At 70.2% G+C, this 13,855-nt stretch carries 12 protein-coding genes; 6 read left to right on the top strand and 6 right to left on the bottom strand.

Annotated features, from left to right (window positions below):
* The first annotated feature begins 79 nt into the window (after positions 1-79).
* Positions 80-955, top strand: coding sequence for a LysR family transcriptional regulator (locus NP80_RS10030; protein ID WP_006396669.1), 876 nt, complete (start codon positions 80-82; stop codon positions 953-955).
* A 455-nt stretch (positions 956-1,410) separates the two neighbouring features.
* On the opposite strand, the gene NP80_RS10025 is transcribed toward NP80_RS10030, so the two are convergent.
* On the bottom strand, positions 1,411-2,310 hold the full coding sequence (locus NP80_RS10025) for a LysR family transcriptional regulator (RefSeq protein WP_006409556.1): 900 nt from the start codon (positions 2,308-2,310) through the stop codon (positions 1,411-1,413).
* A gap of 93 nt (positions 2,311-2,403) precedes the next feature.
* On the opposite strand from NP80_RS10025, the gene NP80_RS10020 reads away from it, so the two are divergent.
* On the top strand, positions 2,404-3,414 hold the full coding sequence (locus NP80_RS10020) for an NAD-dependent epimerase/dehydratase family protein (protein WP_006409551.1): 1,011 nt from the start codon (positions 2,404-2,406) through the stop codon (positions 3,412-3,414).
* Between the two features lie 45 nt (positions 3,415-3,459).
* Here NP80_RS10020 and NP80_RS10015 read toward each other — a convergent pair whose 3' ends face one another.
* The 5 genes from NP80_RS10015 to NP80_RS09995 all read right to left on the bottom strand — a co-directional run bounded on the left by NP80_RS10015 (position 3,460) and on the right by NP80_RS09995 (position 8,390).
* On the bottom strand, positions 3,460-4,161 hold the full coding sequence (locus NP80_RS10015; RefSeq protein WP_035946307.1) for a DUF2848 domain-containing protein: 702 nt from the start codon (positions 4,159-4,161) through the stop codon (positions 3,460-3,462).
* 46 nt (positions 4,162-4,207) lie between these two features.
* Positions 4,208-5,527 carry an MFS transporter gene (locus tag NP80_RS10010; RefSeq protein WP_006403089.1) on the bottom strand — a complete coding sequence of 440 codons (1,320 nt, stop codon included), beginning with the start codon at positions 5,525-5,527 and terminating at the stop codon, positions 4,208-4,210.
* 60 nt (positions 5,528-5,587) lie between these two features.
* Positions 5,588-6,271 carry a DUF4286 family protein gene (locus tag NP80_RS10005; protein WP_006409557.1) on the bottom strand — a complete coding sequence of 228 codons (684 nt, stop codon included), beginning with the start codon at positions 6,269-6,271 and terminating at the stop codon, positions 5,588-5,590.
* Positions 6,272-6,370: 99 nt separating this feature from the next.
* On the bottom strand, positions 6,371-7,456 hold the full coding sequence (locus NP80_RS10000; protein ID WP_006409550.1) for a LysR family transcriptional regulator: 1,086 nt from the start codon (positions 7,454-7,456) through the stop codon (positions 6,371-6,373).
* A gap of 142 nt (positions 7,457-7,598) precedes the next feature.
* Positions 7,599-8,390, bottom strand: a complete 792-nt coding sequence (locus NP80_RS09995; protein WP_045593416.1) for an SDR family NAD(P)-dependent oxidoreductase — start codon at positions 8,388-8,390, stop codon at positions 7,599-7,601.
* Positions 8,391-8,647: 257 nt separating this feature from the next.
* Between NP80_RS09995 and ypfJ the strand changes: the two genes are divergently transcribed.
* The 4 genes from ypfJ to NP80_RS09975 all read left to right on the top strand — a co-directional run bounded on the left by ypfJ (position 8,648) and on the right by NP80_RS09975 (position 13,690).
* A complete protein-coding gene (gene ypfJ / locus NP80_RS09990) occupies positions 8,648-9,523 on the top strand; it encodes a KPN_02809 family neutral zinc metallopeptidase (RefSeq protein WP_035947687.1) in 876 nt (291 codons plus the stop codon).
* A 328-nt stretch (positions 9,524-9,851) separates the two neighbouring features.
* Positions 9,852-10,586, top strand: a complete 735-nt coding sequence (locus NP80_RS09985) for a helix-turn-helix transcriptional regulator (RefSeq protein ID WP_006411939.1) — start codon at positions 9,852-9,854, stop codon at positions 10,584-10,586.
* A 218-nt stretch (positions 10,587-10,804) separates the two neighbouring features.
* Entirely contained in the window at positions 10,805-12,307 is a 1,503-nt protein-coding gene (locus NP80_RS09980) for an aldehyde dehydrogenase family protein (RefSeq protein ID WP_035948305.1), read from the top strand.
* A 42-nt stretch (positions 12,308-12,349) separates the two neighbouring features.
* Complete coding sequence (locus NP80_RS09975) at positions 12,350-13,690, top strand: aspartate aminotransferase family protein (protein ID WP_006411937.1); 1,341 nt, start codon at positions 12,350-12,352, stop codon at positions 13,688-13,690.
* The last annotated feature ends 165 nt before the right edge of the window (positions 13,691-13,855 follow it).

The following is a 13,855-nucleotide window of genomic DNA, read 5'->3' as shown; positions in this document are numbered from 1 at the left end:
TTGTGCGCATCGTCGATGAATCGGAAAAGCGGGAAATGGTGGTAGTATCCATCGCGTTATCCGATGGATGGAGGGTTCGATGCGCGGTTTCGATCTGGATCAGCTGCGCACGTTCGCGGCCGTCGCGGACGCCGGCAGCCTGACGGCCGCCGCGCCGCTGCTGCATCTGTCGCAGTCGACGGTCAGCGAGCAGGTGCGCAAGCTCGAGTCGCGGGCGGGCGTGCCGCTGTTCGTGCGCAGCAAGCGCGGCGTCGAGCCGACGCCGGCCGGTGCGCGGCTGCTGCATCACGCGCGGCGCATCGTGGCGCTGAACGAGGCGGCATTCGACGAGTTGCGCGGCCAGGCCATCAAGGGCGAGCTGCGCGTCGCGATCACCGATTACTACCGCACGCACGAAGTCGCGGGCATGCTCGCGCGGCTGCGCGAGTGCTACCCGCAACTGAGCCTGCACGTGAGCGCGATGAAGAGCGCCGACATCGAGGCCGCGTATGCGAAAGGGCAGATCGATCTCGGTGTCGTGATGCACCTGTCGAGCGGACCGTTTCGGCCCGCATCGGCCGATACGCGCTGGGTGCTGCGGCGCGAGCCGCTGTCGTGGGTGACGTCGCCGGCACTCGCCGAGCAGTTGCCCGAACGGTTGCCGCTCGTGCTGCTGCCGGACGACTGCATGATGCATCAGATCGCGGTGCGCTCACTCGACGAGCAGCGCATCCCGTACGAGCTCGTGCATAGCGCGTCCGGCGTCGCGGGGCTGCAGTCGATGCTTGCGGCGGGGCTCGGCGTCGGCTGCCTGTGCGCGTCGGCGATCGGCGACGGGCTGATGCGGCTCGGCGGCGCGAAGTACCGGCTGCCGGCGCTGCCCGACGCGGTGTTCTCGCTGACGCCGCCGATGCCGGGCGAGCGCGAAACGGTCACGCAGGCGCGCGAGGTGCTGTCGCGGCAACTGCTGGTGTGACGTCGTGGCGCGCGGTGCGTCCGCTGCGCATTCGCGGCCGGCGCGAAAACGCACGAACGGCGAGCGCGCAAAGCGGTAGCGCCGCGGTTGCAGCAGGCACCGGAACGCTGCGGGCGCGGTGCACGCTCGCCGATTCATTGACTGCGCGTTACGCAGTCACGAGCTACGGTCGGATCGTCGAGACGCGGCTACCTCTCGAGCAAGCCGCCTGAGTCGGCGCCGTCATGCTGCCGATCAGTCCGAGCGACGTGCGCGGCTGTCGGCCAACCCAACGGGGCTCGAACCCGCCGCCCGACCGGCAAGACAACGCGACGGCGCGTAGCGTAAGGCACTGATCGATCGGATGGAAACGGCGGAACGTCGGGTTGAGCTTTGACGACTCTTCCGAAGAATCCGTACCGCCGCGCCGCGTTCGCCGGCGCGCAAGCTCGCCGAACGCACGGCGAACACACCACCTACTCGCCCGTCCCTTCGGCATACGCGCGCAGCCCGTTCGCGAGCGCGTCGAACACCGCCCGGCAGCGCGGGCTCGCGCGCAAATCTTCATGCATGACGACCCACGTTTCGAGCTTCACCGCCGGGCCGTCCGGCAGCACGCGCACGAGCCGCGCGTCGCGTTGCGCGAGCCGGCTCTGGCAGAAGCCGATTCCGTAGCCGGCCCGGATCATCGCGAACTGCGCGAGATTGCTGTCGGTGCGCAGCGCGAACGCTTCGCGAGTCCACGACGGCAGCCCGCGCCCGGCCGAGCGGACGAACGGCGTGACCGTATCGAACCCGATCAGCGCGTGATGTGCGAGTGCGTCGAGCGTCGACGGCGCGCCGTAGCGCGCCAGGTAGTCGTCGCGCGCGTACAGCGCGACTTCGAGTTCGCCGATGCGCCGTGCCACCAGCGCGTCCTGCGACGGCGATGCCATCCGCACCGCGATGTCGGCTTCGCGGTTCAGCACGTCCTGGATGCGGTCGGTCGGGACAAGCTCGATCACGAGCCCCGGATGCTCGCGCCGCAACTGTGCGAGCATCGGCGGCAGCACCTCGACCGCGATCACGTCGCTCGCGGAGATCCGTACCGTACCGCGCACGCCCGCACCATGGCTCGCCGCCGCGCGCTCGAATGCGGCGGCCGCGCTGCGCAGCGCCTCCGCATGACCGCGCAGCGCAAGCGCCGCGTCGGTCGGCAGTAGCCCGGAAGGCGAGCGCGTGAACAGCGTTTGGCCGAACGCGGCTTCGAGCGCCGCGATATGGCGGCCGGCGGTCGGTTGCGTGATGCCGAGCGCACGCGCGGCGGCGGATAGCGAGCCTTCCGTCAACACGGCAAGGAAGGTGCGATAGCGTTCCCAGTTCAAATCGGCGGTCATGCATAAATGTATAGCTGATGGACGATGTTGAGCAATTCCTTGCTATCCCGGCGCGGGCCAGAATGCAAGCCGTCACGATCGAGGAGAACGGCAATGGCGGCAAATGCAGGTGCGGCATGTGGACAGGCACTCGTGCTCGGCGCGAGCGGGGGAATCGGCGGCGAGGTCGCGCGGCAGTTGCGCGACGCTGGGTGGCAGGTGCGCGCGCTCAAGCGTGGCCTCGCGTCGGAGGCGGCGGAGCGCGACGGTATCGCCTGGATCCGCGGCGACGCGCTCGACCGCGACGCGGTGGTGCGCGCCGCGCGCGGCTGCAGCGTGATCGTCCATGCGGTGAACCCGCCCGGTTACCGGAACTGGGCGGAACAGGTGCTGCCGATGATCGACAACACGATCGCGGCGGCGACGGCGGCGCACGCGACGGTCGTATTGCCGGGCACGATCTACAACTTCGGGCCCGACGCGTTTCCGCTGTTGCGCGAGGACGCGCCGCAGCGGCCCGTCACGCGCAAGGGCGCGATCCGCGTCGAGCTGGAGCGGCGGCTGGCGGCCGCGAGCGCGCACGGTGTGCGGACGATCGTCGTGCGGGCCGGCGATTTCTTCGGCGCGCATGCGGGCAACACCTGGTTCGGCCAGGCGCTCGTGAAGGCCGGGCAGCCGGTGACCGCGATCCGCGTGCCGAACCGGCCCGGAGTCGGCCATCAATGGTCGTACGTACCGGACGTGGCACGCGCGATGGTCGAGCTGATCGAACGACGCGACACGCTGGAGCCGTTCGCGCGTTTTCATCTCGGCGGCCATTGGGACGCGGACGGTACGCAACTCGCGCAGGCCGTGCGTCGCGTCGCGCAACGGCACGGGATGCGGCCGGCGGTGCGGCGTTTCCCGTGGTGGCTCGTGTGGGCGGCCGCGCCGTTCGTCACGACGCTGCGCGAAATGCTCGAGATGCGCTATCTGTGGCGCGAACCGCTGCGGATGGACAACGCGCGGATCACGGCGGTGCTGGGACGCGAGCCGTTGACGCCGCTCGACACGGCGGTGGAAGCGGCGCTGACCGAGCTCGGTTGTCTGCACACACGCGACGCGCGACAACCGCGGAACGCATAACGCAACCCGGCGTCGGGCCAACCAGCTTCACGGCGGCCACCGCCGTCACGCGACAACCGGCAGCACGTCGACCGCATAGCGGTGCCGCAGGCTGCGCCCGAGCACCGGATCGTGCAGCTCCATCTCGAACGCGTCGCCGTCGCTCATCGCGGCGATCGCGCCATGCACCGCGACCGTGCCGCCGAACATCGCGCAGCGCGCGGGCATCGTGCCGCGATCGTCGAAACGCTGCCAGAGCGTGTCCGGCGCGAGCAGTCCGCTCGTCGCGCCGTGTTGGTACGCGATACGCTCGCCGTCACGCGAAACGAGCCAGGCGCGCATCTCGATGGCATCCCAGTGCGCGGCGACGTCCGCGTAGCGCCACGCGTCGCGGCCGAGCGGCTTCGCGCAGACCTGCTTCGACACGGCCACGCCGTAGGCTTCGACTTCGCGATCGGTGTGATCGGAGCCGACGGTGACGAGCGTGCCGGCCGCGCTGTCGATCAGCACGCATTCGATTTCGCCGCCCGAGCGCGTGCCGAGCACGCCGATCGACGCGGCCTGCGTGAGGAGCGCCGGCGCGACGCGATAGAAGCACGGCGTCGCGGACGGCGGCGCGACGCCGAGCGCCGCGAGTTCGTCGATATGTGCGCGAATCGCGCGTGCGTCGCGGCCGGCCCAGCCGGCGATCACGACGCGTTCGATCTCGACGTCGACGGCGGCCGGCGGCTGGTGTACGGGAATCACGTTGAACGACAAGACTTGCATGGCCAGGTATCCGGATGAAACGCGAGAGAACGGCACGCGGCCGCGGTCAATCGGCGAGCGGCCGGTGCGCGGTTTCGCGCGCGACGACGAGCGCGACGGCCGTCACCGCGAGCGCGGCCGACACATACAGCGATACGGCGGTCGTCGTGCCGGTCTGCCGGAACAGCGCGGCGATCACGAGCGGCGCAAAGCCGCCGCCGACGATGCCGGCCAGCGTGTACGCGAGCGACGAGCCCGCGTAGCGCACGCGCGTCGGAAACTGTTCGGTGACGAACGCGCCTTGCGGCCCGTACATCACCGCATGGATCACGAGACCGATCGCGACGGCCGCGACGATCGCGACGGGCCGCGCCGAATCGAGCAGCGCGAAGAACGCGAACGCCCATACGATCCCGGCGAACGCGCCGGCCAGATAGACGGGGCGGCGGCCGAAGCGGTCCGACAGCGCGCCGAAGCACGGCACCGCGATCGCGTTGCACGCGGTACCGATCATCACTGCGGTCAGCGCGAGCGGCCGCGACAGATGCAGCACGGCGGTCACGTAGGTCAGCGTGAACACGACGATCAGCGCGTACAGCACGTCGGAGCCGATCCGCGCGCCGCCGGCGACGAGCAGCCGGCGCCAGTGACACTTCAGCACCTCGGCGACCGGCACGTCGGCCGTCGCGTGCGACTCGGCGAGCTGCTCGAACTGCGGCGTTTCGTCGACGCCGCGCCGCACCCAGAAACCGAACGCGACGAGCAGCGCGCTGGCCGCGAACGGCAGCCGCCAGCCCCATGCGAGAAAGCCGTCCGGCGTCGTCGACAGCGTGACGAGCGCGATGCAGCCGGTGCCGAGCAGCGTGCCGAAGGACGGCCCGACCTGGGTCCACGACGCCGACAGTCCGCGCCGCCTCTGATCGCCGTGCTCGACCGACAGCAGTACGGCGCCGGCCCATTCGCCGCCGAGCGCGACACCCTGCACGAAGCGCAGCGCGACGAGCAGGATCGGGCTCAGGATGCCGGCCGTCGCATAGGTCGGCAGCGCGCCCATCAGCGCGGTCGTCACGCCCATCAGCACGAGCGTGAGCATCAGCACCGCGCGGCGGCCGATCCGGTCGCCGAGGTTGCCGAACACGAAGCCGCCGAGCGGACGCGACACGTAGCCGACGGCGTAGGTCGAGAACGCGAGGATCGTGCCGGCGAGCGGATCGACGGACGGAAAGAACAGCCGATTGAAGACGAGCGCGGCGAGCGTGTTGTAGATCGTGAAGTCGTACCACTCGAGCGACGTGCCGATCATGCTCGCGGTCGCGAGTCGGCTGTTGCGGGCGCGGTGCGGTGCGTGGACGGCGGGTTGGGCGAGCGTGCTCATGGTGTCGGGCATGTCGTGTCGAACTCGGGGCGGGCGTACGGGAACCGGCGACGTGCGCCGGCACTTCGGTGCTCAGGCGGGCAGTGCGGCGGCCGCTTGCGGTGCAGGCTCGCCGCGCGCGGCAGGCAAGGGTGCAGCCGCGCGCCACAGCAGCTCGAACGTGCGCACCTCGTCGTGGCCGGCGAGCGCCGCCGCGACGCGGCGCGCAGCCGCTGCGTCGCTGCCTTCGATCAGCACGAGCGCATCGGCGGCCGGCCGTGCGGCGGCATCCGCGCCGATCGGTGCCGACAGCTCGGGCGTCGTGCGGAACAGCCGCGCGGCATGCACGCCCGGCTCGCGCAGGGCGGCATCGAAGCGCGCGCTCAGTTGCGCCACGTCGATGCGCTGGGGCGGCAGTACGAACAGCGCGAGATGCGCGCCTTCGCCGTCGCCGGCCTCGATGGTCAGCTCGCCGACGCGTCGTTGCGTGCCCGTCATCCGTTCGAAGTTTGCGAGCGACCACGCGGTCTGCTGCGCGAACGCGCGGCGATATGCGTCGCCGCGGAACACGTCGAGCGTGTCGGTCACATAGAGCGCGAGGTATTTGCGCGGGCCGCGATCGGTCGCGCGAAAGCGCCGCGCATGCGTGAAGCCGGGAATCGCGACGCGTTCCTGCATGTGCTCGCGGTCGTACCACGCATTGAAGTCCGCTTCATGTGCGGGATCGATGTCCGTCCAGACGCAGAGCTGGCCGTGTGGAAGGGAAGGGCGGGTCATCGCGGAGATCCTCGTGACGGATGAGTCGGAACCCGCAGTGTCCCGAACGCGCGCCGGGCGCGTCCAACAAGAAAACAAATTCGCGGTGAACAGGTTTTCTTATGAGCGGCGCGGCCGGCGTTTCGCGGCGGCCGGCGCGCCGATCGTCGACGGTTCGGCCGCGCGTTGGGCGCGGCCAGCATCCTTTACCGCTTTGGCGCCTTTGGCCGCCTTGGCCTCTTTCCCGGTTTCCGCGCGCACGTCGGGCGCCTCCGCGCGACCTGCAGCGCCGCGTCGCATCGACGTGCCGGCGGTCGTATCGATCGGCATCGACGGCGTCGCGCGCGCGACCTCGCTCGCGAGTTCGGCGATGCGCGCGGCGAGCGGCAGCCCTTGCGTCCGATACGTCGCGACGAGCGGCAGCGCCGGAAACGCCGGTTCGACGTCGAGCAGTTCGAGCGCGCCTTCCTGCAGTTCGCGTCCGATGATCGCGGGCGGCAACGCGGCGACGCCGAAGCCGTCCGCGACGAGCCGGATCATCGCGGCGACCGACGTGATGCAGTTGATGCTCGCCGGTCGTTCGACGGCCGCGAACAGCCGCTCGATCGTCGCGTGCGGCCCCGAATGGCGCGAGAAGCTGATCACCGGAAATTCGGCGAGCTGCGCGACGTCGAGCCGTTCGCCGCCGAGCCCGAGGCGCGGGCTCGCGACCCAGCGCACCGGAAACTCGCAGAGCGGCAGGTTCGTGAAGTCGGGGCCGGGCACCGTGTCCGTCTGCAGGATCAGGTCGACGCCGTCGGTGCTGAGCAGCCGCGTCAGGTGCAGCGTCGTGTCGCTCGTGATTTCGACGTCGAGCCGCGGATAGTGCTCGCGCGCCCGCGCGATCAGCGCCGGGAACCAGCTGTGCACGATCGACTCGATCACGCCGATGCGGATCGGGCCCACGTCGCTCGCGGACGGGATCTCGCGCCGCATCTCGTGGTCGAGCCGCACGATCCGCTCGGCGTACGCCAGCATGCGGCGGCCCGCAGGCGTGAGCGTGGCCGAGCGCGTGTTGCGGTCGAACAGGCGCACGTCGAACGCTTCTTCGAGCGACGCGATGCGGCTCGACACGGCCGCCTGCGTCGTATGCAGCTTTTCGGCGGTCAGGCGGAAATTTTCGAGCTTCGCGAGCCAGACGAAGGTTTCAAGAAACCGGATGTTCATCGAGTGCCGGACGGGGAGCGGGGCCGCGCCGAGGCGGCGGAATCCGGCCGATGGTAATCGATTTGCGCCGCGTGCAGCACGCGTGGGCCGCCCGTGCGCCGTCCGTGCGGCGCCCTTCGTGCCGTGCACGGCGCACGTCGCGTCATCGCGCGTCGAACGCGAGCGTCGGCACGTCGACGACGCTCGCGCCGCCGTCCGCGACCAGCGTCGCGCCCGTCACGAACGACGCGTCCGGCGACGCCAGAAATGCGCAGACCGCCGCGATCTCGTCGGGATCCGCCGCGCGCCGCAACGGCACGTCGGCGCTTACGCGCGCGTAAGCGCGCTCGAGTGTGTCGCCGTGCGCGTCCATCAGCGGCTGCATTTCCGCGTCGGCCATCGGCGTGCGGACCCAGCCCGGGCATACCGCGTTCGCGCGCACGCCGTGCGGCCCGTAGTCGCGCGCGAGCGAGCGCGCGAGGCCGAGCAGCGCATGCTTGCCGACCGTATAGCCGCATACGCCGGGGCCGGCCGCGAGCGCCGCGATCGACGCCACCAGCACGATGCTGCCGCGTTGCGCGATCAGGTCCGGCAGGCATGCGCGTGCACTGACGAATGCGGTGTCGAGGTTCGCATGCATCGCGTCGCGCCACTGCGCGTCGCCGGTTTCGTCCGCGCGGCCGAGGCCGTGCCCGCCCGCGCACGCGATCAACGCGTCGATGCGGCCGAAGCGCGCGGCGATCGCGGGCACGAAGCGTGCCCAGTCGGCCGTGCCGGCCGCGTCGCCCGCGAGCGCGAGGCCGCCCGTTTCGGCGGCCAGCGCCTCGAGCGGCGCCGGCCGCCGGCCGATCAGCACGACGCGGTCGCCGCCGCGCGCGAAACGGCGTGCGCAGGCGGCGCCGATGCCGGTGCCGGCGCCGGTAATGACGATCGTACGGGGGCGTGCAGCGCGCATGTCGTTCTCCGGAAAAGGGTCGTGTCCGCGCACTGTAGGCGCGGCGCGCGCGCGCCGGTATCGGCCGAAAGGATGAACGCGCGCGGGGCGGCCGGCCGGCGCGGACGCCGCGCGTTTTGCAAAGGCTGACGTTGTCCGCGGCCGAATCGCTCTATCCTCGAATTTTTTGAGACAGTCGACGAAAGCCCGGCAAAATAGCGCGGACGGGCCGCGCATCGGTGCGACGGCCGGATCGACAAGAACGGGAGGGGCCGGCAATGAGGCTGGACGACGAAAGAGAGAGCATGAACGTCGAGGATCGCCGTGGTGCGGGCGGCTTCGGTGGAGGACGTGGCGCGACGATCGGCATCGGCACGATCGTGGTCGCGCTGGCCGCGTCGTATTTCTTCGGGATCGACCCGCGCGTCGTGCTCGAGGGCGCGTCGATGCTGCAGGGTCAGCAGACGCAGCAGGCGCCGGCGCAGCGCCAGGGTGCGCCGGCCACCGACCCCGGCGCCGTCTTCACGCGCAAGGTGCTCGGCAACATCGAGCGGACCTGGACGACGATCTTCTCGACGCAGCTGCACGCGCAGTACGCGCCGCCGAAGCTCGTGATGTTCACGAATACGACACCGACCGCATGCGGGACCGGTCAGACCGCGATGGGGCCGTTCTATTGCCCGGGCGACCAAAAGGTCTATATCGATCTCGGCTTCTACGACGAACTGCGCAAGCGGTTCGGCGCCGGCGGCGATTTCGCGCAGGCGTACGTGATCGCGCACGAGGTCGGCCATCACGTGCAGAACCTGCTCGGCATTTCCGAGAAGGTCGACGCCGCGCGCCGGCGCGCGAGCGAGGCGCGCTCGAATGCGCTGTCGGTGCGCATGGAGCTGCAGGCCGACTGTTTCGCGGGCGTCTGGGCCAACAACGCGCAGCGCGCAAACCAGCGGCTGATCGAGCCCGGCGACTTCGAGCAGGGGCTGAAGACGGCGGCCGCGATCGGCGACGATCGGCTGCAGCAGCAGGGGCAGGGTTATGTGGTGCCGGAAAGCTTCACGCACGGCACGAGCGAGCAGCGCATGTACTGGTTGCGGCGCGGGATGGAGTCGGGCGAGCTGAGCGCCTGCGACACGTTCGCCGCGAACGCGCACTGACGGACTGAGACGTACGGCCTTGCCGCCCGCCACGCCGCCGCCCGCCGTGCGGCGGGCGGCGGGCGGCGGCGTGGCGGGCAACGGGCAACGGGCAACGGGCAACGGGCAACGGGCAACGGGCAACGGGCAACGGGCAACGGGCAACGGGCAACGGGCAACGGGGCGGCGGGTGGCCGTTGGCTACTGGCTACTGACTAGTGGTGGGCGACGGGAAGCGGGCCGGCACGCGGCACGCAGCCGAATTGCCGATTTGGGCTCACCGCCGCGCGACGCCGCCATTAGGCTCGATCGGATTCCGTCACGTTCGCCGGCCGCGCCGGGCCCGACCATGCCGCTTCCCGATCCTTCCGCCAACGCGGACGTCGTCGACTGGCAGCGCGCGCTGCGCGCGTGCGTCGACGCCTTCGACGCGTTCGCGAGCCCGTCGGCGACCGTCTTCTACCGGCTCGACGCGAGCGGCGAACCGGCCGATTTCGAGCTGTTCGGGATGCCGGAGTCGATGCACCGCACCTATGTCGCGCGCTACCGGATGCTCGATCCGCTGCATCCGTCGCGCTGCGCGGCCGACGCGCGCACGGTCGTCACGCTCGCATCGCAGTTGCCCGACGAATGCCGCGACGCGTCCGCGTACTGGACGCGCTTTCTGCGGCGGCACGGCGTCGCCGACGTCGTCGAAATATGGCTGCGCGACGACGGCCGAACAGTCGGCGCGTTCTCGCTGCTGCGCTTCGAAACGCGTGGGGCGGCGCGAGGCGGCGACGGCGCAAGCGCGCGCTTCGCGCCCGGCGAAATCGATGCGCTCGCGCGCCTGCAGCCGCTCGCCGAAGCGGCGCTGAGCCCGTTGCTGCGGACGCGGCGCGGGATTCACCGGATCGAGTGCGACGCGCGCCTGACCTATCGCGAGGAGCAGATCGCGCGGCTCGTGCGCGATGGTCGCTCGAACAAGGAGATCGCGCGCGATCTCGCGCTCGGCCAGCCGACGATCAAGACCCACCTGATGCGCATGTATCGCAAGCTCGGCGTGTCGAACCGCACCGAACTCGTCGGCGCGCTGTTTCTGTAAGCGCCGCGCGCCGCCTTTCGCCGATGTGCGTCGGCACCTCGCGACGCGCATCGGCGCACCTTTCCGCCGGCCGTGCCGCGCGCCGTGCAGGCCCGCTTTCCTTCCTTCCACGCGCTGCCAATTTGCGCTAACTGCCGTCCGACGCGCTCGATACAGTGGTGCGACACCCGCGTGCCGCGGTGCACGCGGTTCCCGCCACGACATTCTTCGAGACGCCCATGAGCACCACGAATTTCGTCGCCGTCAGCGACACCGTGCGCACTTTCGTCGCGCGCGACTTCGGCCTCTTCATCGACGGCGCAATGCAGCGCGCGCATGCGGCCGCGCGGCTCGACGTGTACGACCCGGCCACCGGCGAGCGGCTCGCGACCGTCGCCGATGCCGACGAGCACGACGTCGACCGTGCGGTCGCGAGCGCGAAGCGCGCGTTCGATGCGCGCGTATGGCGCGGGCTGCGCCCGGCCGATCGCGAGCGGATCCTGCTGAAGCTCGCCGACCTCATCGAACGCGATGCCGAAACGCTCGCGCAGCTCGAAACGCTGAACCAGGGCAAGTCGATCCACGTGTCGCGCGCGGTCGAGGTCGGCGCGAGCGTCGAATACGTGCGCTACATGGCCGGCTGGGCGACCAAGATCACGGGGCAGACGCTCGACGTGTCGATTCCGTTTCCGCCCGGCGCGCGCTATACGGCGTACACGCGCAAGGAGCCGGTCGGCGTGGTCGCCGCGATCGTGCCGTGGAATTTCCCGCTGATGATCGCGACATGGAAGCTGATTCCCGCGCTCGCGGCCGGCTGCACGGTCGTGCTGAAGCCGTCGCCCGAGACGCCGCTCACCGCGCTGCGCCTTGCCGAACTCGCGCTCGAGGCCGGCGTGCCGCCCGGCGTGTTCAACGTCGTCACCGGCGGCCGCACGTGCGGCGCCGCGCTCGCGCGCCATCCGTCGATCGCGAAGATTTCCTTCACCGGCTCGACCGAGACCGGCAAGCTGGTCGGCGCGGCGGCCGTGCAGAACATGACGCGCTTCTCGCTCGAACTGGGCGGCAAGAACCCGATCGTGATGCTCGACGACGTCGACGTCGGACAGGCGCTCGACGGCGTCGCGGCCGGCGCGTTCTTCAACCAGGGGCAGGTCTGCGCGGCCGCGTCGCGCATCTACGTGCATCGCAGCAAATTCGCGCAGCTCGCCAACGGACTCGCGGAGCACGCGCGCGCGATGACGCTCGGGGCGGGGCTCGACACGACTGCGCAGATCAACCCGCTCGTGTCGCCGCAGCACCGCGACAAGGTCGTCCGGCACATCGAGCAGGCGCGCCGCGACGGCGTCACGTTCCTCGCGGGCGGCACGCGCGTCGACGAACTGCCGGGCTATTACGTGAGGCCGGCCGTGATCGCCGATCCGCGTGCGGACAGCGCGATCGTGCGCGACGAGGTCTTCGGCCCGGTGATCGTCGTGCTGCCGTTCGACGATGCAGCCGACGCGGTGCGGCTCGCGAACGCGTCGCCGTACGGGCTCGCGGCGAGCATCTGGAGCAACGATCTGACGCGCGTGATGAACCTCGTGCCGCAGATCGAGGCCGGCACCGTCTGGGTGAATTGCCATATCCCGCTCGATCCGTCGATGCCGTTCGGCGGCTACAAGCAATCGGGCATCGGCCGCGAATTCGGCCAGTACGCGATCGAAGGCTTCACCGAAACCAAATCCGTGTGCATCGCGCACTGATCGCGCGATGCCGGCACCCAACCATCCGAACTGGAGACTGCAATGAGCTACAACGAAGCGAAATTCTGGCACCCGATGCTGCATCCGAACGAAATGAAGCGGCGCAAGCCGATCCGCATCGTACGCGGCGACGGCTGCTATGTGTTCGACGAGCACGGCAAAGCGCTCGTCGACGGCGTCGCGGGCCTGTGGAACGTGAACGTCGGGCACAACCGCCGCGAAGTGAAGGACGCGATCGTGCGCCAGCTCGACGAGCTCGAATACTTCCAGCTCTTTGACGGGATCACGCATCCGCGCGCGGAGGAACTGTCGAAGCGGCTGATCGACCTGCTCGAGCCCGAAGGCATGCGCCGCGTGCTGTACAGCTCGGGCGGCTCCGACTCGGTCGAGACCGCGCTGAAGATCGCGCGCCAGTACTGGAAGGTGCGCGGCCAGGCCGATCGCACGAAGTTCATTTCGCTGAAGCAGGGGTATCACGGCACGCACTTCGGCGGCGCGTCGGTGAACGGCAACACGGTGTTTCGCCGCAACTACGAGCCGAATCTGCCGGGGTGCTTCCACGTCGAGACGCCGTGGCTGTACCGCAACCCGTTCACGCAGGATCCGGAAGAACTCGGCCGCATCTGCGCGGCGTTGCTGGAACGCGAGATCCAGTTCCAGAGCCCCGATACGGTCGCCGCGTTCATCGCGGAGCCGATCCAGGGCGCGGGCGGTGTGATCGTGCCGCCGGCGAACTACTGGCCGCTCGTGCGCGAGGTCTGCGACCGCTACGGCGTGCTGCTGATCGCCGACGAAGTCGTCACGGGCTTCGGCCGCAGCGGCAGCCTGTTCGGCAGCCGCGGCTGGGGCGTGCGTCCGGACATCATGTGTCTCGCGAAAGGCATTTCGTCAGGCTACGTGCCGCTCGGGGCGACGGCCGTAAACGCGCGGATCGAGGACGCCTTCGCGCAGAACGCCGACTTCGGCGGCGCGATCATGCACGGCTACACGTACGCGGGCCATCCGGTCGCCTGCGCGGCAGCGCTGGCGAGCCTCGACATCGTCGTGAACGAAGACTTGCCGGCGAACGCCGCGAAGCAGGGCGCCTATCTGCTCGAAGCGCTGCAGCCGTTCGTGCAGCGCTTCGCGGCGGTCGGCGAGGTGCGCGGCAAGGGGCTGATGCTCGCGCTCGATCTGGTCGCGGACAAGACGACGCGCGAGCCGATCGATCCGCTGTCGGGTTATGCGAACGCGGTGGCCGAAGTCGCGCGCGAGCACGGCGTGCTGGTGCGGCCGGTCGGCACGAAGATCATCCTGTCGCCGCCGCTCGTGATCCAGCGGCCGGAACTCGACCGGATCGTCGACGCGCTCGCCGCGGGCTTCGAGGCCGTACCGGTCGCATGACGGCGCCGGCGCGGGCGTCGTGGATTGCGCAGGTGCCGCGGCCCGCGTCCGCCCACCGGTTTGCCGATTTGCGCTATCCCGCCGCATTTTTGCCTGCGTATTTTTTCGACATCGGATGAAGGTCGGATCGACGGCACGCCGCGCGCCTAGAAGCGCGGCGGCCGC

Origin of the sequence: Burkholderia multivorans ATCC BAA-247, assembly GCF_000959525.1 — a bacterium.
GTDB lineage: Bacteria > Pseudomonadota > Gammaproteobacteria > Burkholderiales > Burkholderiaceae > Burkholderia > Burkholderia multivorans.
Note: the sequence above shows the minus strand (reverse complement) of the source record. Positions and strands in the feature narration are given on the sequence as shown.

Coding starts and splice junctions, on each gene's coding strand:
- NP80_RS10030 (WP_006396669.1), top strand. CDS start 80: ATGCGCGGTTTCGATCTGGATCAGCTGCGCACGTTCGCGGCCGTCGCG.
- NP80_RS10025 (WP_006409556.1), bottom strand. CDS start 2,310: ATGACCGCCGATTTGAACTGGGAACGCTATCGCACCTTCCTTGCCGTG.
- NP80_RS10020 (WP_006409551.1), top strand. CDS start 2,404: ATGGCGGCAAATGCAGGTGCGGCATGTGGACAGGCACTCGTGCTCGGC.
- NP80_RS10015 (WP_035946307.1), bottom strand. CDS start 4,161: ATGCAAGTCTTGTCGTTCAACGTGATTCCCGTACACCAGCCGCCGGCC.
- NP80_RS10010 (WP_006403089.1), bottom strand. CDS start 5,527: ATGCCCGACACCATGAGCACGCTCGCCCAACCCGCCGTCCACGCACCG.
- NP80_RS10005 (WP_006409557.1), bottom strand. CDS start 6,271: ATGACCCGCCCTTCCCTTCCACACGGCCAGCTCTGCGTCTGGACGGAC.
- NP80_RS10000 (WP_006409550.1), bottom strand. CDS start 7,456: ATGAACATCCGGTTTCTTGAAACCTTCGTCTGGCTCGCGAAGCTCGAA.
- NP80_RS09995 (WP_045593416.1), bottom strand. CDS start 8,390: ATGCGCGCTGCACGCCCCCGTACGATCGTCATTACCGGCGCCGGCACC.
- ypfJ (WP_035947687.1), top strand. CDS start 8,648: ATGAGGCTGGACGACGAAAGAGAGAGCATGAACGTCGAGGATCGCCGT.
- NP80_RS09985 (WP_006411939.1), top strand. CDS start 9,852: ATGCCGCTTCCCGATCCTTCCGCCAACGCGGACGTCGTCGACTGGCAG.
- NP80_RS09980 (WP_035948305.1), top strand. CDS start 10,805: ATGAGCACCACGAATTTCGTCGCCGTCAGCGACACCGTGCGCACTTTC.
- NP80_RS09975 (WP_006411937.1), top strand. CDS start 12,350: ATGAGCTACAACGAAGCGAAATTCTGGCACCCGATGCTGCATCCGAAC.